Origin of the sequence: Promicromonospora sp. NPDC050249 (assembly GCF_040656015.1) — a bacterium.
In the GTDB taxonomy this organism is placed as follows: Bacteria; Actinomycetota; Actinomycetes; order Actinomycetales; family Cellulomonadaceae; genus Promicromonospora.
Window position 1 is genome coordinate 118,855 of record NZ_JBFAKY010000011.1, and the last position, 17,697, is coordinate 136,551.

The following is a 17,697-nucleotide window of genomic DNA, read 5'->3' on the forward strand; positions in this document are numbered from 1 at the left end:
GCACCACCCGAACGAGGAGAACCCGATGACCGCCAAGACCGCCATCTCCACCCCCGACGCGCCCGCACCCGCGTTCACGTTCCACCAGGGCGTGCGCAAGGGGCCGTTCCTGCAGGTGTCGGGCCAGGGCGCCACCGATCCGGCGACGGGGGAGTACGTGCACCTCGACGACGTCGCCGGGCAGACCACGCGCACCCTGGAGAACGTTCGGGCGATCGTCGAGGCGGGCGGCGCGTCGTTCGAGGACGTGGTGATGCTCCGGGTCTACCTGACCACGCGCGACGACTTCGCGGCCATGAACGAGGCGTACGGCGAGTTCGTCGCGAAGTACTGCCCCAGCGGCGTGCTGCCGAGCCGGACCACCGTGATGGTGGGCCTGCCGCGCGAGGAGATGCTCGTGGAGATCGACGCCCTGGCCATCACCGACTGATCCTCACCGACTGAACAAGGATCAGTCGGCGGGGGCCGGCGCCGGTGTCGCGGTCTCCAGCAGGGTGGGGCCCGCGGGCCGGCGCTTGGCGACCTGCTTGCGGACGGCGACGACCACGAGCAGCACCACGCCCGCCAGCGCGAGCCAGGGGATGATCGCGCCGAGCACCAGGACGACGACGTTGAACGTGCTCACCAGCGCGCTCCACCCCGCCGACAGCCCGCCGAGGAATCCGCCGGGCTGCGCCTGGGCGGCCGGCGTGCCCTCGGCGACGATCTCGACGTGCAGGGTGGACATCGCCACCTCGTCCGAGAGCCGGTTCCGCTCGGAGACCCGGGAGTCCAGCTCGGCCTGACGGGTGGAGAGCTCGGCCTCGATCTCGATGAGGTCGGACGTGCGGTCGGCGTCGGCCATGAGCTCGCGCAGCCGGTCCGTCGACGTGCGCAGCGCCGCGATCCGGGCGTCGAGGTCCTGCGCGGTGCCCGTGACATCGATCGTCTCGACGTGGCGGTCGCGCACCTCGCCGAGCTTGTCGAGGGCGTCCAGCGTGGCCGACACGCGGTCGGCGGGGATACGGAGCGTCATCGACGCGCTGCCCGGCTCGTCCGCGGTCGCCGCGCGCTCGTCGCGCGCCTCGACGCGGCCGCCGGCCTGCTCGACGAGGTCGGCGATCTGCTCCGCGGCGTCGAACGGGTCGTCCACGGCGAGCGTGGCGTTGCCGGTGGTGACGAGCTCCCGGTCGACTGCCTGCTCCGGCGACTCGGCGAGGCCGACGGCGCCCGCCGCGTCGGCGGCCACGTCACCTTCGGCGAACCCTTCGGAGCGTGCGGCGTCGGCGCCACCGCCGTCGGAGGCGCCGGACTCACCCGCGCCACCTCCCGAGCAGGCGGCGAGAGAGACCGCGAGGGTCCCTCCGACGACTGCTGCCAGGAGGGCTCGGGCAAGTCGGCGCGCGGGCGTGCCCACGTCCCCCCTGGCTGACCGGTTGCGGTTCATGTGACGAGAGTAGGAGCCCGGCGGTGCCCGACGGTGTCCCACCTGAGAACTGTGATCCCTTTGTGAACTTGTGGGCCCGGTGACCCAATTTTTCTTGGGTTTTGCCCCGCTTTTGATCACGTTGCGGTCACGCCGTGCCCGGCGCCGCCAGGTACGGCAGGCTCAGATTCGTCAGGTACATGAAGTAATCCGCACACGGTGACGGAGTGCGTCCGGCGACCAGGAGCAACGTGACCCAAGTAACAGTCTTGTTACGGGCCGCTCCGGGTGATGGACAGCGACTCTGTTAAGGAGGTCTACTAACAAACATGGCGACGACGACAGAGCGGAACGGCACCGGGCGAGGGCTCGGCGCACGCCTGCGCGCGACGTCCAAGGTGCTCCCCGAGCACGCCAGGGCGCACAATCGGTCCCTGGTGCTCCAGCACCTCTTCCACGAGGGGCCTACCTCGCGGGCCGACCTCGCACGAGCGACCTCGCTCACCCGCGTCACGATCTCGGACCTGGTCTCGGTGCTCATCACCGAGGGGCTGGTGGAGGAGCTCGGCACGCGGCCCGGCCAGCGCGTCGGCAAGCCCGCGATCCTGGTCGGCCTCCGCACGGACGCCTACCAGATAGTGGCCGTCGACCTCACGGAGTACGGCCGTATGCGCGGCGCGGTCCTCAGCCTCACCGGCGAGATCATGGTGCGCCGCCAGCTGGACATCGACGGACGCACCGGCGACGAGCTCGTCGACCTGCTCACCCGCTTCGTCCGCCGGCTGGTGGCTGCGGCGATCCACCCCGTGATCGGCGTCGGCGTCGGCTCGCCGGGCATCATCGACCTGGACGGCAGGGTCGTCGAGGCGCCCAACCGCGGCTGGTACGACGTGCCGCTCGCCGAGATCCTCGGCGACCGGATGGGCCTGCCCGTGCACGTGGCGAACGACGCCAACACGGCGGCGCTCGGCGAGTTCACGTACGGCGGCGGCAGCTCCGGCATGCTCGTGGTCACCGTGGGCGCCGGTGTCGGCGCAGGCATAGTGGTCGACGGCGTGCGGCTGCACGGCCAGGGCGACGCCGCCGGCGAGATCGGCCACGTCACGGTGGTCGATCACGGCGAGTGTGCCTGCGGCCGGGTGGGCTGCCTCGAGACGGTCCTGTCCGTGCCGGCGCTGCGCCGCGCGATCGCGGACAAGACCCCAGAAGATTCCGACGCCGCACTGGCGTCGGCAGGCCGGGTGCTTGGCGTAACCCTCGCCCCGGTCGTCAGCGCGCTCAACCTCACGGAGGTGCTGCTGAGCGGTCCACGCGACCTGCTCGACGGTCCCCTGCGCGAGGCCGCGCTGGACACCATCCGTCAGCGCACCATGCCGGCCATCAACTCTGGCCTGCAGCTGCGGATGGCCGCACTCGACGAGGACGTGGTGCTGGCGGGCGCCGCCGTCCTCGTGCTTTCCGCCCAGCTGGGGGTCTCGTGAACAGCACTGTTCACGTGTCGGCGGCAGGCGTCACATCGAGCTTCCACTCGAGCCATCACCACGCACCGCGACACACAGTCGTATCCCGGGAGGAATACAAACGTGAACAGAAACCGTCTTGTCGGCGCTGCGGCGTCGGCGATCACCCTGACGCTCGCGCTCACCGCTTGCGCTAACGCGGGCGGCGCTGCGGCCCCCGAGGAGACCGGACCCGGCGAGGTCCGTGTCTGGCTCGTCGGTACCGACACGCCCAAGGAGGCGCGCGACTACCTGAAGAAGACCTTCGAGGAGGAGAACGCGGGCAGCACCCTCGTCATCGAGGAGCAGGCCTGGGACGGCCTGGTCGACAAGTACACGACGGCGCTGGCCGGCTCGGACGCGCCCGACGTGGTCGAGATCGGCAACACCCAGGCGGCCGCCTTCACCTCGGCCGGCTACTTCCGCGAGATCACCGCCGACGAGTTCGAGACCCTGGGCGGCTCGGACCTGATCCCCGGCTTCGTCGAGGCCGGCGACTGGGAGGGCAAGCACTACGCCCTGCCGTACTACTCGGGCTCGCGCGTCGTCTTCTACTCGAAGCAGATCCTGGGCGACACCCCGGTGCCGACGACGCTCGACGAGTACGTCGAGACCGCCGTCGACCTGAAGACGGACGACCTGTCCGGCGTCTACTGGCCTGGCCAGGACTGGTACAACGCCCTGCCCTTCATCTGGGAGAACGGCGGCTACATCGCCGAGCAGGCCGAGGACGGCACGTGGGACGCCGGCTTCTCCTCCGAGGGCGGACTCGCCGGCCTGGAGCAGGTCCAGGAGATCATGACCAAGGGCAACAACGCCCCGTCCGACGCCCAGGAGACCGACCTGCAGGTGCCGTTCTGCGAAGGCAAGGTCGCCTTCCTCTCCGCGCCGAGCTGGATCCAGTGGTCCATCAACGCTCCGGAGGAGCCGGAGGACCCCGAGGGCGTGCCGGGCTGCGCCTCCACGTACGGCAAGGACCTCGAGGGTCTCGCCCTCCCGGGCAAGGACGGCGGCGCCGCGCAGGTGTTCGCCGGCGGCTCGAACATCGCCATCGCGCAGAAGTCGGCCCGTCCGGACCTCGCGATGAGCGCCTACGAGATCCTGCTCAGCGACGAGTACCAGTCGATCCTCGCCGGTATCGGCCTGTTCCCGGCCAAGACCTCGCTCTTCGAGAAGGTCGACCAGAGCAACTCGATCGGCAAGGCCGCCGCTGAGGCAGCCGCCAACGCCAAGCTGACCCCCGCCTCCCCGAAGTGGGCGGACGTCGAGTCCAAGATGCTGCTGCAGAGCGCCTTCACGAAGATCGCCTCGGGCGAGGACGTGAAGACCGTCGCGGAGAAGCTCGACGCGGACATCGAGGAGATCCTCAACAGCTGACCGCCGAGTCAGCGCCACTTCCCGTCCCGCCCGGTGCGACCCCAGAAACCCGGGCGGGACGGGACACCACTGCCCGCCTGATGCTCGCGGCCGCTCTTCGAGGGAGAGGTTGTCGGCCGCCTCCGAGGAAGACAGGACATGAGCACCACACTTCTCGAACCCACGGCGCCACCCCGCCAAGAGATCCGGCAGCCACGCCGGAACCCCTTCCTGCCCTGGCTGCTGCTGTCGGCCACGATGGTCATCCTCGGCGTGCTGACCGGCTACCCGATCCTTCGCCTGGTCGCCATGTCGTTCCAGGAGTACGAGCGGGCCCAGCTCATGGGCCTGCCCGCCGAGTGGGTCGGGTTCGACAACTACACGACGATCCTGACCGACGTCGACGGCTTCTGGACCGTGCTGGCTCGCAGCTTCGTGCTCATGGTCGTCCTCGTGGTCATCACGATGGTGCTCGGCATGCTCGTGGCCCTGCTCATGATGCGGGTCGGCAAGGGTATGCGGCTCCTGGTCTCGGTCGGCCTGCTGCTGGCCTGGGCCATGCCGTCGCTGGCCGCCACCACCGTCTGGGGCTGGGTCTTCGACACCCAGTACGGCGTGGTCAACAACCTGCTCACCGCGATCACCGGGGACCGGTGGTTCGGCTACTCCTGGCTGCTGGACCCGCTGTCCTTCTTCGTGATCGTGGCGTGCATCGTCGTGTGGGGGGCCGTGCCGTTCGTCGCGTTCACGCTCTACGCGGGCCTGACGCAGATCCCGGAGGAGGTCATCGAGGCGGCACAGCTCGACGGCGCGAGCGCGTTCCAGCGCTTCCGGCTCATCCAGCTGCCGTACGTGCGCAGCATCATCACGGTGCTCGTGGTCCTGTCGATGATCTGGGACCTGAAGCTCTTCACGCAGGTCTTCGTGCTGCAGGACATCGGCGGTGACCGTGAGCTGACCAGCACCATCGGCGTCTACATCTACCAGGTGGGTATGGCACAGGGGCACTACGGCGTGGCGAGCGCGATCGGCGTCATCTTCGTGATCGTCATGCTGACCATCGCCTACCCCTATGTGCGGCGCACGCTGCGGGAGGAAGAGCTGTGATCAAGATCCGCAAGCGACTCGCCGACACCGGGTTCGGTGCACTGGCCCTCATGGTCTTCGTGCTCTCGGCCTTCCCCGTGTACTGGATGGTCAGCACCTCGTTCCTGCCGAACAACCGGATCCGTGGCGAGAACCTCGCGTTCTTCCCCACCCCCGACGTGTTCACGCTGGACAACTACCGGGCAGCGATCCTCAGCCCACGGGCACCCTTCGCGCCCGCCGTGCTGAACTCGATAGGGGTCACGTTCCTGACGCTGGTGATCGCCCTGGTCGTCGGGTTCGTCGCCGCGCTCGCCCTCACCCGGTTCCAGTTCAAGGGCCGCCGGACGTTCATCGTCCTGATCCTGGTGGTCCAGATGATCCCCGGAGAGGCGATGATCATCTCGATGTTCCGGATCATCGACGGCTGGCAGCTGCTGAACACGATCATCGGCCTGACGCTCGTGTACGCGGCCGGCGTCCTGCCGTTCACCATCTGGACGCTGCGCGGATTCGTGAACGGTGTACCCAAGGAGCTGGAGGAAGCAGCGATGATCGACGGGTGCTCCCGGGCCGGTGCGTTCTGGCGGGTCACGTTCCCGCTGCTCGCCCCCGGCCTGGTTGCCACCGGTGTGTTCGCCTTCATCCAGGCGTGGAACGAGTTCGTCACGGCGCTGGTGATCATGCAGCGGCCCGAGGCGATGACCCTGCCGCTCTGGCTGCGCACGTTCGTGCAGGCCACGCAGGCCACCAACTGGGGAGCGGTCATGGCGGCCTCGGTGCTCATCGCGATCCCCGCGGTGATCTTCTTCCTGATCGTGCAGGGCCGGATGACCGGTGGTCTGGTCTCCGGCGCGGTGAAGGGCTGATGGGTAGCAGGTCCGATACGGGCACGTCCAGCCAGGGCGAGCCCAGCGAGCGAAGGGTTGGGATGGGAAAGGTCGGCAAGCGGAAGGGGAGCGCCCGGACCGGGTCCGGGCAGGTGCCCGCGTACACGGTCGGCCTCGATATCGGCGGGACGAAGATCCTCGGCGCGCTCCTCGACCCCGAGGGTGAGGTGGTCGGCACCGTGCGGCGGACTACCGTGCACGGCGCCGAGGGCCTCGTCGCGGGTGCGGCGCAGGCGGTGCGCGACGTCGTGGAGTCGGGCGGGGCGGAGCTCGCGGACGTGGCCGGCGTCGGGCTGGGTATCCCCGGCATCGTCGACCACCGTTCGGGCACCGTGAAGCATGCGGTCAACCTCGGCGTGCACGACGACGAGCTCCCGCTCGCCGACCTGCTGTCCGCCGAGCTGGGCGGTGTGCCGGTGGTGGTCGAGAACGACCTCAACGTGGCAGCCGTCGGGGCCGCGCACGTGCTCGAACGTGCGGCGGACCCGGCAGGCGGCACGCGTGGTCACGCGGACCTCGCGTTCCTCGCGCTGGGTACGGGTCTCGCGTCCGGCCTGGTGCTCGAGGGGCAGCTGCGGCGTGGCGTGAGCGGGGCTGCCGGCGAGATCGGGCACGTGCCGGTGGATCCGCTCGGGCCGGAGTGCCCCTGCGGGCAGCGCGGCTGCCTGGAACGGTTCGCCTCGGGCAAGGCGCTGGAAGCGGCGTGGCCGTCGCGGCACGGCAAGCCGTCGCCGGTGGAGCTGTTCGAGGCCGCGCGCGCGGGCGACCAGGAGGCGATAGTGGTCAAGGACCGGTTCGCCTCCGCCACCGCCTCGGCCGTGCGGCTGCTGGTGCTGACCACCGACGTGCGCCACGTGGTGCTCGGCGGGGGCGTGGCCCAGCTCGGCACGGAGCTGCTGGACGCCGTGCAGGACGCCCTGCGGGAGCAGGCCAAGGTGTCGCCTTTCCTCGGGTCGCTCAAGCTGGCGGAGCGGGTCCAGCTCGCGCCGACGCACGTTCCGGTCGCGGCGGTGGGCGCCGCCGTCCTGGGAAGGAGAAGCTGATGGAGGTCGTGATCGCGCCCCCGGGCGAGCTCGCGCGGCTGGCCGCGGACGCCGTCGAAGGGCTGGTCCGGGCCAACCCCGAGGCGGTGCTCGGGCTGGCCACCGGCTCGTCGCCGCTCGCGGTGTACGACGAGCTGGTGCGCAGGCACAAGGAGGGCCTCTCGTTCGCGCGCGCCAGGGCGTTCATGCTCGACGAGTACGTGGGCCTGTCCGCCGACCATCCCGAGCGGTACCGCAACGTCATCGAGAAGGAGTTCGCGTCCCGCGTGGACCTCGCGCCAGGGGCGGTCCAGGGTCCGGACGGCCTCGCGGCGGACCTGCCGGCCGCCTGCGCCGCGTACGAGGCGAGCATCGCCGACGCCGGCGGCGTCGACCTGCAGCTCCTCGGCATCGGCACGGACGGGCACATCGCGTTCAACGAGCCGGGCTCGTCGCTCGCGTCCCGCACGCGGATCAAGACCCTGACGAAGCAGACCCGCGAGGACAACGCACGGTTCTTCGGCGGGTCCGTCGACGACGTGCCCCGGCACTGCCTCACCCAGGGCCTCGCGACCATCATGTCGGCGCGGCACCTCGTGCTGCTGGCTTCCGGACGGGCCAAGGCAGAGGCGGTGCACCAGCTGGTGGAGGGCCCGATCTCGGCGATGTGGCCCGCGACCATCATGCAGCTGCACCCGCATGCCACCGTGCTGGTCGACGACGCGGCCGCGTCGCGCCTGCAGCTCGCCGACTACTACCGGCAGACGTACGCCGACAAGCCCGACTGGCAGGGCCTCTGACGGTCGGCGTCCGGTACCCGTCAGAGGTAGTTGCCCGCCACGGGTGCGGGCTTCCACCGGCCGGAGGTCGCCACGTCGGTGACCCGGTCGGTGGTCAGCCCGTCGGGTCCGTGCTCGAGGATCGAACGGCGGGCGACCTCACGCAGGTCGGCGCCCGTCGCGCCGTCGAGGTACGAGGCCACCAGGGCGATGTCGACCGGGGACTGAGGCGGCAGGAAGAGCCGCAGGATCTCCGTGCGGCCGGCCTGGTCCGGTGGCGGCACCTCGATGATGGTGTCGAAGCGCCCGGGGCGTTTGACCGCCGGGTCCAGGGCCTCTGGGTCGTTGGTGGTGGCGACGGTGAGCACGTCGTCCGAGCTCCGCGTGCCGTCCAGGGCGTCGAGGAACTCGGCGAACGACGTGTCGCCGCGTGAGCCCTTCGACGCCACCGAGTCGATCTCCTCCAGCACCACGAGGCACGGTCCCAGACCGCGGATCTCCTCGTACAGCTCGGTCATCCAGGTGCGCAGCACCTCGGCGGTGACGAGCACCACCGTGAGCGGTCCCGCGAGCTCCGTCGCGATCACGCGTGTGAGCTTGGTCTTGCCGACGCCCGGCTTGCCGGCCAGCAGGAGGCCGCGGGAGGTCGTGTGGCCGAGGGCGCGCAGCGCGTCCCGCCGCGTGGTGACGCTCGAGCAGAACAGGTCCACCTCGCGCCAGAGGTCGGCGGGCAGCACGACGTCGCCGCGCACCTGCACGGTGTGCTTGACCGGCGTCAGCTCCACCGCACCGGTCGACGCTCGCGCCGACAGCACGCCGCCACGGTAGGGGTGCTCGTCCTCCAGCGTGCGGGTCAGGTCGGCGAGGACGCGTTCGGCGAGGGCGAGGCCGCCGGGCGGGGTGAAGGCGGTGACCGTCGGGGTCCCGTACCGGTAGGCCACCTCGACGGCCACGGGTGTCTCGTACGCCGACCCGGCGGGGAAGAGGATCGTGGCCACGGCGGGCACGCTCACGGAGGTGCCGTTGCCCAGGTCGAGGGCCGCGCGCTGCGGGGCGCCGCCGGGGCCGAACACGGCGACGACGTCCGGGTGCCGCTCGACCCAGCGCTGGAGGGCGTAGGCGTGCAGGCGCTGCAGCGTGCGCGACATGTCGCGTGAGACGTTGACCAGCACGCTCTCGTCCACGTCCCACCTGCGGGCGAGCCACTCGCTCGACGAGCGCGGGTCCCTGGGCCGTTCCGGGATGGGGCGGCCGAGCATGGCGGCCACGGCGGCCACCGCGCGGCGCGCGGCCTCGTCGTTGTCGCCGAAGTCCGGCCAGTCGGGTTCGGGCAGGTCGTCGGTCAGCGTGGTGGCCAGGGTGTCGGCGAGGTCGGGGGCGGCACCGTCGTCGGGCAGGGTGAGGCTCCTCTCGGGGTGGGGATGTGACATGCAGACAGTTATAGCCGTGGTCACCGACACCACCGCAAGCCTTTCCGCCGCCGGATCACCGGACGGGGGTCCCGGACCTGCTCCTGAGCGTGTCTCGGCGGAGTGGCTGTCGGTGGTCCCGCGTAGACTTCTCGGCATGACGGAACCACTCTCGAACCCGCAGGACGACCCCCGCACGCAGGGCGGTACGAGCGTCCTCGAGCGCGAGGAGACCCGGGAGGAGACCGAACCCGGGGACCACGAACGCTTCGCGCACTACGTGCGCAAGGAGAAGATCATGCAGTCCGCTCTGAGCGGCAAGCCCGTGATCGCGCTCTGCGGCAAGGTGTGGGTCCCGGGCCGGGATCCGGGCAAGTTCCCGGTCTGTCCCAGGTGCAAGGAGATCTACGAGGGTCTTCGTGACCCGCAGGACGGCGGCGAGGGCGACTCCACCAAGTGACGAGCCAGCCGCAGCAGCTGCCCCACACACCGTCGTCTGCGGCCGCATCGTCGCTCAGCCCTGCCTTTCCGCGTCGTGCCCCCTGGGGCACGGCGTCGAGTCTGCGTGCCTGGCAGGCGGAGGCCCTGGAGCTCTACCGCGAGAAGAACCCGCGGGACTTCCTGGCCGTCGCCACGCCCGGCGCGGGCAAGACGACGTTCGCGCTCCGCATCGCCACCGAGCTCCTCGAGCAGGGCATCGTCCGGCGGGTCACGGTCGTCGCACCCACCGAGCACCTGAAGACCCAGTGGGCCGACGCCGCCGCACGTGTCGGCATCCGCATCGACCCGCACTTCAAGAACTCGCAGGGCAGGCACGGCTCGCACTACGACGGCGTCGCCCTCACCTACGCTCAGGTGGCGGCCAAGCCGGCGCTGCACCGCGCCCGCACGGAGGCCGCGCCCACGCTCGTGATCCTGGACGAGGTCCACCACGGTGGCGACGCCCTGAGCTGGGGCGACGCCGTCCGCGAGGCCTTCGAGGTGGCGGACCGCCGGCTGGCGCTCACCGGCACCCCGTTCCGCAGCGACACGTCCGCCATCCCGTTCGTGGAGTACGAGGCCGACCGCGAGGGCATCCGCCGCTCGAAGGCCGACTACACCTACGGCTACGGCGAGGCGCTGCGCGACCACGTGGTCCGTCCGGTCCTGTTCATGTCGTACGCAGGCGACATGCGCTGGCGCACCAAGATGGGCGACGAGGTCAGCGCCCGGCTCGGCGAGGCCATGACCAAGGACATGACCGGCCAGGCGTGGCGTACCGCCCTGGACCCGGAGGGGCAGTGGATCCCGTCGGTGCTCGCGGCCGCGGAGAAGCGCCTCACCGAGGTGCGCCGCACCGTGCCCGACGCGGGTGGCCTGGTCATCGCCACCGACCAGGACAACGCGCGCGCCTACGCGAAGCACCTGCACGAGATCACCGGCAAGCGCCCGGTCGTCGTCCTGTCCGACGACGAGGGCGCGTCCGGTCGCATCGAGGAGTTCGCGCAGGGCGACGACCGCTGGATGGTGGCCGTGCGCATGGTGTCGGAGGGCGTGGACGTGCCCCGCCTCGCCGTCGGCGTGTACGCCACCAGTGCCTCGACGCCGCTGTACTTCGCGCAGGCGATCGGCCGGTTCGTGCGCGCCCGCAAGCGCGGCGAGACGGCGTCGATCTTCCTGCCGAGCGTGGCGCCGCTGCTGAACCTGGCGGGCACCATGGAGCAGGAGCGCGACCACGCGCTCGACCGCCCGCGGACCGCCGAGGAACAGGGCATCGAGTACGACCCGGAGGCCGCGCTCGTCGCGGAGGCCAACAAGGAGGAGAAGGCGTCGAGCGAGCTGCTGGGCTCGTTCCAGGCGCTGGAGGCCCAGGCCTCGTTCGACCGGGTCCTGTTCGACGGCGGTGAGTTCGGCACGAGCGCCGACCTCGGCTCCGCGGAGGAGCAGGACTTCCTCGGCCTGCCCGGGCTCCTGGAGCCGGACCAGGTGGCGACCCTGCTGCGTCAGCGTCAGGCGGACCACCTCAAGGCCCGCGGGGGCGCGCCGACCGCCCGCCAGGCGGAGAACGACCGGTCGGAGCAGGAGCACCGCCGCGCGGCCGAGCTGCGCAAGGAGCTGTCCAAGCTCGTCTCGGCCTGGGCCAAGCGCAGCGGGCAGCCGCACGGCATGGTGCACGCCGAGCTGCGCCGCACGTGCGGTGGGCCGGAGGTGCCGCTCGCGACCGCCGACCAGCTCGCCGCGCGCGTCGCCCAGGTCCGGCGCTGGTTCGTCGGGCAGAAGTAGCGCTCGGACGAGTCGACGACGTGACTGCGAAGATCCGCATGGTGAGACAAGATGCCGCCTTGGCCCCGTTCGCGCCGCCCAGGTGGGTTCGCTGGCCTACCGTGAGGGCATGACCGACGAGCTTCGGGGCATCGGCGCCTCGCTCACAGACTCGTGGCCTGCCTTCGACAACGGTGTCGAAGAGCCTCGGCCGCTGCCCGCAGCACCCCTGCCGTCGGTGCGCCCGTCGGTCGCGCTCCTGACCGACCGCTACGAGCTGACCATGCTCCAGGCGTCGCTGGCTGACGGCACGGCGCACCGGCACTGCGTGTTCGAGGTGTTCACGCGACGCCTGCCGGCAGGCCGCCGGTACGGCGTCCTGGCGGGGACCGGCCGCGTTCTGGAAGCGCTGCCACACTTCGTCTTCGAGGACGCCGAGCTGGCGTACCTCGAGCAGAACGGCATAGTCGACCGCCGGACGCTCGACTACCTCGCGAACTACCGGTTCTCGGGAACCATCCAGGGCTACGCCGAGGGCGAGGTCTTCTTCCCTGGTTCGCCCGTGCTGCAGGTCGAGGGCACGTTCGCCGAGTCGGTGCTGCTGGAGACCCTGATCCTGTCGATCCTGAACTACGACTCGGCGGTGGCCTCGGCGGCATCGCGCATGACGAGCGCGGCGGGCGGGCGTCCCGTGCTGGAGATGGGCTCGCGCCGGGCGAACGAGCAGGCCTCCGTCGCGGCGGCCCGGGCGGCCGTGATCGGTGGTTTCGCCGGCACGTCCAACCTCGAGGCCGGGATGCGGTACGGGCTGGACACGATCGGCACGGCGGCGCACTCCTTCACGCTGCTGCACGACAACGAACGGGACGCTTTCGAGTCGCAGGTCGCGTCGCTGGGCCCCGGCACCACCCTGCTCGTGGACACGTACGACGTGAAGCAGGGCGTCGCGACCGCCGTCGAGGTGGCGGGCACCGGGCTGGGCGCAGTGCGCCTCGACTCCGGGGACCTCAGCGGCCTGGCGCAGGAGGTGCGCCGGCAGCTCGACGAGCTCGGCGCCCGCGACACGAAGATCGTCGTCACGTCCGACCTCGACGAGTACGCCATCGCGTCCCTGGCCTCCGCGCCCGTTGACGTGTACGGCGTCGGGACGTCCGTGGTCACCGGGTCCGGCGCGCCGACCTGCGGCATGGTCTACAAGCTGGTGGCTCGCGCCGACTCGTCGGGTGTGCTCCAGCCCGTGGCCAAGGCGTCGGCGAACAAGGCGTCGGTGGGCGGGCGCAAGGCCGCCGCCCGGCGCTACGGCCGCGACGGGCACGCGATCGAGGAGATCATGGTGACCGGCCCGGACACCGCGGTGGCCGAGTGGACGCCGCAGAGCGACGACCTGCGCCCGCTGCTCGCCCCCATGGTCGTCGACGGCGCCGTCGACTCGCGCTGGGTGGGGCCGTACGGGGTCTCGAACGCGGCGATCAACCACGGCATGGTGCGTGCCGAGCTGCCGCGCAGCGCGCGTCGGCTGTCGGACGGCGACCCCGCGATCCCGACGGTGGACCTGCGTCTGGACGACCTCCTCTACTGACCGCGAGGCGCGAGGTCACAGCCAGGCGACAACTTCGCGAAAATCTTGTACAGGAGTGTCCAGCCGAGGGACGAAACCGCCTAGAGTGAGACTTGTGACTTCTTCCCCACCGCCGCTGCTATCGCCCATGGGGTCAGCCGGGACGGCCGTCGAGGAGGACACCGAGACGGACATCCTCGCGGGAGTCGCGGACCCGTGGGTGACAATTGTCTGGAACGACCCGGTGAACCTGATGTCGTACGTGACGTACGTCTTCGAGAGCTACTTCGGGTACCCGCGCGTCAAGGCAGAACGGCTCATGACTCAGGTGCACAAGAACGGTCGCGCAGTCGTGTCCAGCGGTGGGCGCGAGCGCATGGAGGTGGACGTGCAGGCGATGCACGGGTTCGGCCTGTGGGCGACGCTGCAGGAGTCGGGCGCGCGGGGAGCCGCATGACACCGTTCCGCGCCATGCGGCGGGGTTATGAGGCCAGGTTCGAGCCGGTGGAACGGGTCGTCCTGGCTCGGGTGGCGCGTGATGTCGCGGACATGCTCCGCGAGGAGGCGGGCCTGGACCTGTTCCCCGACGACGACATACCAGGCCTCTCGGCGCACGCGGGCCCGGGCAAGGGGCAGGCGTGGGCCAACGGCCTGCTCGCCCCGGACGAGCTGACCGACGCCGACCTCGCCCGGCTCACCGGGGTGACCGGGGTGGGCCGCATCCCGACCGATCCCGCCGCACGGCGGCTGCTGCCGGACGCGAGCAAGGACGACTCGGACATCGCCGACGAGTTCCGCCGGCTGACCCAGAACGACGTCGCCCAGGCGAAGGTGGACCGGCTCGAGGCGTTCGCCGCGCTGCTCGACCTGCCAACGGGTGAGGACGCGCCCTCCCCGCTGGGCCGGCACGGCGCCCCGCCGCCGGTGCGGGTCCCGCGCGAGGACGCCGAGCAGTTCGCGGGGGCGCTCACGGACGTGCGCCTCGTGATCGCCGAGCGGCTCGGGCTGAAGTCCGACGAGCAGGTCATGCAGCTCACCGACGAGATCATGTGGGACAGGCAGGCCGGTCGCGAGATCCCGGTGGCGACGGACGGTCGTGCGGCCCGGCGCTTCTGGTCCGGGGTGTTCGTCGCGGCGGGCTATGCGCAGGAGACCCTGATGGACGTGATGCTCAGCGAGCTGCGGGGTCGGCGTCCGCCGGGTTCGGGTGCCTCAGGGCTGTGACCGAGACTGAGGCGCTGACCTGCCGGAACGTGTCACGCGTCACGCGTGGCGCGGCTCACGAGCACCGGTGACGACGCGTTGTCGTGGCTAGGCTTCACCCCGTGAACGACGCCCCCATCGGGATCTTCGACTCCGGCCTCGGCGGCCTCACGGTCGCGCGCGCCATCCTGGACCAGCTGCCCAACGAGCAGGTCCGGTACCTCGGCGACACCGCGAACAGCCCCTACGGCCCCAAGCCCATCGCCGCCGTCCGCGCGATGGCGCTCGACGCCATGGACCGGCTCGTGGCCGCGGGCGTGAAGATGCTGGTCATCGCGTGCAACACGGCGTCGTCGGCGATGATGCGCGACGCCCGCGAGCGGTACACCCAGCGGCACGGCATCCCTGTCGTCGAGGTCATCCTGCCGGCGGCCCGCGCCGCCGTGACGACCACGCGCTCGGGCCGGATCGGCGTCATCGGCACGCGCACCACCATCGAGTCGCGTGCGTACGACGACGCGTTCCACGTCACGCCCGGCCTGACCATCACGAGCCAGGCCTGCCCGGAGTTCGTGCGCTTCGTCGAGGAGGGCCGCACGTCGGGCCCGGAGGTGCAGAAGTTCGCGCACCAGTACCTCGACCCGGTGAAGGCCGCAGGCGTCGACACGCTCGTCCTCGGTTGCACCCACTACCCGCTGCTCGCGGGCGCCATCTCGTACGTCATGGGCGAGGAGGTCACGCTGGTCTCCAGCGCCGACGAGACCGCGAAGGACGTGTACCGCACCCTCGTGGCGCACGACCTGGAGCGCGCGCCCGACGCCGGCGCGCCCGTGCACAGGTTCCTGACCACCGGCGACCCCGCGCCCTTCGGGCAGCTCGCCAGCCGGTTCCTCGGCCCTGAGGTCTCACTCGTGGAGGCCGTCTGATGCGCCTGATCCCGATCGGCGTCTCCGGTTCGTTCCCGGGACCGGCGACCCCCGCGTCGTCGTACCTGGTGCGGGTCACCGCCGCGGAGGCGGCCGCCGCGGGCCACGAGGCGCGCGACTGGAACGTGCTGCTCGACCTGGGCAACGGTGCGTTCGGCGCCCTGCAGCAGGTCGTGGACCCCATGGACCTCGACGCGGTCTCCATCTCGCACCTGCACCCCGACCACTGCGCCGACCTCTCGGGCCTCTACGTGTACCTGCGGTACCACCCCGAGCACGGCTCGTTGCGTACCGGCCGCAAGGAGCAGCCTCTGCCCGTCTTCGGCCCGTCGACGGCGGAACGGCACGTCGCGCTGTCGTACGGGCTGAGCGAGGGTGAGTCGATGGAGAACGACTTCGACTTCCGGTCCTGGGCCGACCTCAAGCGGGTCGAGATCGGGCCGTTGACCATCGAGCCGCACCGGGTCTTCCACCCGGTCGAGACGTACGGTGTGCGCGTGACCGGCCCCTCGGCGTCGGGCGGCACGACGACGCTGGCGTACACGGGGGACACCGACGCGTGCCCTTCGGTGGTCGAGCTCGCGCGCGACGTCGACCTGCTGCTCAGCGAGGCCGCGTTCCTCGAGGGGCGCGACGACGTCGTCGAGCGCGGCATCCACCTCACCGGCCGCCGCGCGGGTGAGGTGGCGACCGAGGCTGGGGCTCGCCGTCTGCTGCTGACGCACCTGCCGGTCTGGAACGACCCCGCGGACTCCCTCGCGGAGGCGCGCGGCTCGTACGCGGGCCCGGTGGACATCGCGGAGCCGGGCACGGTCTACGAGGTCTGACCGGGCGGGACCGGTCGTTAGGGTTGTCGCATGACCTCCAGCACCGACATCGTCCGCGCCGACGGGCGCGCCACCGACCAGCTCCGCCCCGTGAAGATCACCAGGGGATGGCTCGACGAGGCCGAGGGGTCGGTGCTCGTGGAGTTCGGGCGGACCCGCGTGCTGTGCGTCGCCTCCTTCACGGAGGGCGTGCCGCGCTGGCGCAAGGGCTCCGGCGAGGGCTGGGTCACCGCCGAGTACGCGATGCTGCCGCGCGCCACCAACGAGCGCAGCGCGCGCGAGTCCGTGAAGGGCAAGATCGGCGGCCGCACCCACGAGATCTCGCGGCTCATCGGCCGGTCGCTGCGCGCCGTCGTCGACATGAGCGCGCTCGGCGAGAACTCCATCGTGCTCGACTGCGACGTGCTGCAGGCCGACGGCGGGACCCGCACCGCGGCGATCACCGGCGCCTACGTGGCGCTCGTCGACGCCATCGCGTGGGGGCGCAGGCACGGGCACGTCAAGGGTGGCAAGCAGGTGCTGTCCGACACGGTCTCCGCGGTGTCCGTCGGCATCATCGACGGCACGCCGATGCTCGACCTGCCGTACGTCGAGGACGTCCGCGCTGAGACCGACATGAACGTGGTCGTCACGGGCGGCGGCAAGTTCATCGAGGTGCAGGGCACCGCCGAGCACGCGCCGTTCGACCGCGCCGAGCTCGACGCGCTGCTCGACCTCGCCGTGGGCGGCACCGCCGAGCTCGCCAGGATCCAGCAGGACGCGCTCGCGCAGGAGCTCTGACCACGGGCCGGGCGGCGGCTGGCATGATCGGGGCATGAGCTCCTCGACAGTGCCGCCCGCCGCCCGGATCGTCCTCGCGACCCACAACGCCAAGAAGGTGGGGGAGCTGCGGGCGATCCTCGCCGCGTCCGGCCTCGACCTGTCGGACGGCGCTCTGGTCACCTCGGGCGAGGTCGGTGCGCCGGAGCCCGTCGAGGACGGCGTGACGTTCGCCGAGAACGCGCTCATCAAGGCGCGGGCGGTCTGCGCGGCGACCGGGCTGCCCGCCGTCGCCGACGACTCAGGGCTGGCCGTGGACGTGCTGGGTGGTGCGCCGGGGATCTTCTCGGCCCGCTGGGCGGGCAAGCACGGTGACGACCAGGCCAACCTCGACCTGCTGCTCGGCCAGCTCGGGGACGTACGCCCGGAGCACCGTCAGGCGGGGTTCGTCTGCGCAGCGGCGCTGGTCACGCCCGACGGGCGTGAGGAGGTCCGCCTCGGCGAGATGCGGGGCCTGCTGGCGACCGAGCCACGGGGGACCAACGGGTTCGGCTACGACCCGATCCTCGTCCCGGACGAGGCTGCGCCGGGCGACGCGAGCGGGGACGGCGACCGACGTCGGACCGCTGCGGAGCTGGAGCCGGAGGAGAAGAACGCGATCTCGCACCGCGGCAAGGCGTTCCGCGCACTGGCCCCGGTGGTCCTCGAGGTGCTGGGCGCCGGCTCGCGCTGAGCGC

Annotated in this window: 18 protein-coding genes; 16 read left to right on the forward strand and 2 right to left on the reverse strand. The window is 71.3% G+C overall.

Features of this window, described 5'->3' with window-relative positions; translation table 11 throughout:
* The first annotated feature begins 25 nt into the window (after window positions 1–25).
* The gene (locus AB0I32_RS11470) at window positions 26–430 is read left to right on the forward strand and encodes a RidA family protein (protein WP_357505918.1); all 405 of its coding nucleotides are present in this window, start codon (window positions 26–28) and stop codon (window positions 428–430) included.
* Between the two features lie 21 nt (window positions 431–451).
* Here AB0I32_RS11470 and AB0I32_RS11475 read toward each other — a convergent pair whose 3' ends face one another.
* A complete protein-coding gene (locus tag AB0I32_RS11475; protein ID WP_357505920.1) occupies window positions 452–1,426 on the reverse strand; it encodes a DUF4349 domain-containing protein in 975 nt (324 codons plus the stop codon).
* A gap of 308 nt (window positions 1,427–1,734) precedes the next feature.
* Here AB0I32_RS11475 and AB0I32_RS11480 point away from each other — a divergent pair, with 308 nt between their 5' ends.
* The 6 genes from AB0I32_RS11480 (at window position 1,735) to nagB (ending at window position 8,058) form a co-directional block, all read left to right on the forward strand.
* Window positions 1,735–2,886 carry an ROK family transcriptional regulator gene (locus AB0I32_RS11480; RefSeq protein ID WP_357444814.1) on the forward strand — a complete coding sequence of 384 codons (1,152 nt, stop codon included), beginning with the start codon at window positions 1,735–1,737 and terminating at the stop codon, window positions 2,884–2,886.
* Between the two features lie 102 nt (window positions 2,887–2,988).
* Window positions 2,989–4,281, forward strand: a complete 1,293-nt coding sequence (locus AB0I32_RS11485) for an extracellular solute-binding protein (RefSeq protein ID WP_357505922.1) — start codon at window positions 2,989–2,991, stop codon at window positions 4,279–4,281.
* A 138-nt stretch (window positions 4,282–4,419) separates the two neighbouring features.
* On the forward strand, window positions 4,420–5,367 hold the full coding sequence (locus AB0I32_RS11490) for a sugar ABC transporter permease (protein WP_357505924.1): 948 nt from the start codon (window positions 4,420–4,422) through the stop codon (window positions 5,365–5,367).
* Window positions 5,364–6,215, forward strand: a complete 852-nt coding sequence (locus tag AB0I32_RS11495) for a carbohydrate ABC transporter permease (protein ID WP_357505926.1) — start codon at window positions 5,364–5,366, stop codon at window positions 6,213–6,215. The genes AB0I32_RS11490 and AB0I32_RS11495 overlap by 4 nt, the downstream gene beginning before the upstream one ends.
* Window positions 6,216–6,277: 62 nt before the next feature.
* Window positions 6,278–7,279: an ROK family protein gene (locus AB0I32_RS11500; RefSeq protein WP_357505928.1), complete on the forward strand. Its 1,002-nt coding sequence runs from the start codon at window positions 6,278–6,280 to the stop codon at window positions 7,277–7,279.
* Complete coding sequence (nagB, locus tag AB0I32_RS11505) at window positions 7,279–8,058, forward strand: glucosamine-6-phosphate deaminase (protein ID WP_357505930.1); 780 nt, start codon at window positions 7,279–7,281, stop codon at window positions 8,056–8,058. Before AB0I32_RS11500 ends, nagB begins: the two co-directional genes overlap by 1 nt.
* 20 nt (window positions 8,059–8,078) lie before the next feature.
* Here the strand turns inward: nagB and AB0I32_RS11510 are convergent, their stop codons facing one another.
* A complete protein-coding gene (locus AB0I32_RS11510) occupies window positions 8,079–9,467 on the reverse strand; it encodes an ATP-binding protein (RefSeq protein ID WP_357505932.1) in 1,389 nt (462 codons plus the stop codon).
* Window positions 9,468–9,603: 136 nt separating this feature from the next.
* Here AB0I32_RS11510 and AB0I32_RS11515 point away from each other — a divergent pair, with 136 nt between their 5' ends.
* The 9 genes from AB0I32_RS11515 (at window position 9,604) to rdgB (ending at window position 17,693) form a co-directional block, all read left to right on the forward strand.
* On the forward strand, window positions 9,604–9,906 hold the full coding sequence (locus tag AB0I32_RS11515; protein ID WP_357505934.1) for a DUF3039 domain-containing protein: 303 nt from the start codon (window positions 9,604–9,606) through the stop codon (window positions 9,904–9,906).
* Window positions 9,903–11,708 (forward strand): DEAD/DEAH box helicase, encoded by a 1,806-nt coding sequence (locus AB0I32_RS11520; RefSeq protein ID WP_357505936.1) that lies wholly within the window; start codon window positions 9,903–9,905, stop codon window positions 11,706–11,708. Before AB0I32_RS11515 ends, AB0I32_RS11520 begins: the two co-directional genes overlap by 4 nt.
* Before the next feature lie 109 nt (window positions 11,709–11,817).
* On the forward strand, window positions 11,818–13,266 hold the full coding sequence (locus AB0I32_RS11525) for a nicotinate phosphoribosyltransferase (RefSeq protein WP_357505938.1): 1,449 nt from the start codon (window positions 11,818–11,820) through the stop codon (window positions 13,264–13,266).
* Window positions 13,267–13,393: 127 nt separating this feature from the next.
* A complete protein-coding gene (gene clpS / locus AB0I32_RS11530; protein WP_116674082.1) occupies window positions 13,394–13,702 on the forward strand; it encodes an ATP-dependent Clp protease adapter ClpS in 309 nt (102 codons plus the stop codon).
* Window positions 13,699–14,469, forward strand: coding sequence for a DUF2017 family protein (locus AB0I32_RS11535; RefSeq protein ID WP_357505940.1), 771 nt, complete (start codon window positions 13,699–13,701; stop codon window positions 14,467–14,469). The genes clpS and AB0I32_RS11535 overlap by 4 nt, the downstream gene beginning before the upstream one ends.
* 101 nt (window positions 14,470–14,570) lie before the next feature.
* The gene (gene murI / locus AB0I32_RS11540) at window positions 14,571–15,374 is read left to right on the forward strand and encodes a glutamate racemase (RefSeq protein ID WP_357505942.1); all 804 of its coding nucleotides are present in this window, start codon (window positions 14,571–14,573) and stop codon (window positions 15,372–15,374) included.
* Window positions 15,374–16,201, forward strand: a complete 828-nt coding sequence (locus tag AB0I32_RS11545) for an MBL fold metallo-hydrolase (protein ID WP_357505944.1) — start codon at window positions 15,374–15,376, stop codon at window positions 16,199–16,201. The genes murI and AB0I32_RS11545 overlap by 1 nt, the downstream gene beginning before the upstream one ends.
* 30 nt (window positions 16,202–16,231) lie before the next feature.
* On the forward strand, window positions 16,232–16,981 hold the full coding sequence (gene rph, locus AB0I32_RS11550; protein ID WP_357505946.1) for a ribonuclease PH: 750 nt from the start codon (window positions 16,232–16,234) through the stop codon (window positions 16,979–16,981).
* A gap of 34 nt (window positions 16,982–17,015) precedes the next feature.
* Entirely contained in the window at window positions 17,016–17,693 is a 678-nt protein-coding gene (gene rdgB, locus AB0I32_RS11555; RefSeq protein WP_357505948.1) for an RdgB/HAM1 family non-canonical purine NTP pyrophosphatase, read from the forward strand.
* The last annotated feature ends 4 nt before the right edge of the window (window positions 17,694–17,697 follow it).

What these genes read in the sequence shown, in the direction of transcription:
- AB0I32_RS11470 (WP_357505918.1), top strand. Translation starts at nt 26, where the DNA reads ATGACCGCCAAGACCGCCATCTCCACCCCCGACGCGCCCGCACCCGCG.
- AB0I32_RS11475 (WP_357505920.1), bottom strand. Translation starts at nt 1,426, where the DNA reads ATGAACCGCAACCGGTCAGCCAGGGGGGACGTGGGCACGCCCGCGCGC.
- AB0I32_RS11480 (WP_357444814.1), top strand. Translation starts at nt 1,735, where the DNA reads ATGGCGACGACGACAGAGCGGAACGGCACCGGGCGAGGGCTCGGCGCA.
- AB0I32_RS11490 (WP_357505924.1), top strand. Translation starts at nt 4,420, where the DNA reads ATGAGCACCACACTTCTCGAACCCACGGCGCCACCCCGCCAAGAGATC.
- AB0I32_RS11500 (WP_357505928.1), top strand. Translation starts at nt 6,278, where the DNA reads ATGGGAAAGGTCGGCAAGCGGAAGGGGAGCGCCCGGACCGGGTCCGGG.
- nagB (WP_357505930.1), top strand. Translation starts at nt 7,279, where the DNA reads ATGGAGGTCGTGATCGCGCCCCCGGGCGAGCTCGCGCGGCTGGCCGCG.
- AB0I32_RS11510 (WP_357505932.1), bottom strand. Translation starts at nt 9,467, where the DNA reads ATGTCACATCCCCACCCCGAGAGGAGCCTCACCCTGCCCGACGACGGT.
- AB0I32_RS11515 (WP_357505934.1), top strand. Translation starts at nt 9,604, where the DNA reads ATGACGGAACCACTCTCGAACCCGCAGGACGACCCCCGCACGCAGGGC.
- AB0I32_RS11525 (WP_357505938.1), top strand. Translation starts at nt 11,818, where the DNA reads ATGACCGACGAGCTTCGGGGCATCGGCGCCTCGCTCACAGACTCGTGG.
- clpS (WP_116674082.1), top strand. Translation starts at nt 13,394, where the DNA reads ATGGGGTCAGCCGGGACGGCCGTCGAGGAGGACACCGAGACGGACATC.
- AB0I32_RS11535 (WP_357505940.1), top strand. Translation starts at nt 13,699, where the DNA reads ATGACACCGTTCCGCGCCATGCGGCGGGGTTATGAGGCCAGGTTCGAG.
- AB0I32_RS11545 (WP_357505944.1), top strand. Translation starts at nt 15,374, where the DNA reads ATGCGCCTGATCCCGATCGGCGTCTCCGGTTCGTTCCCGGGACCGGCG.
- rph (WP_357505946.1), top strand. Translation starts at nt 16,232, where the DNA reads ATGACCTCCAGCACCGACATCGTCCGCGCCGACGGGCGCGCCACCGAC.
- rdgB (WP_357505948.1), top strand. Translation starts at nt 17,016, where the DNA reads ATGAGCTCCTCGACAGTGCCGCCCGCCGCCCGGATCGTCCTCGCGACC.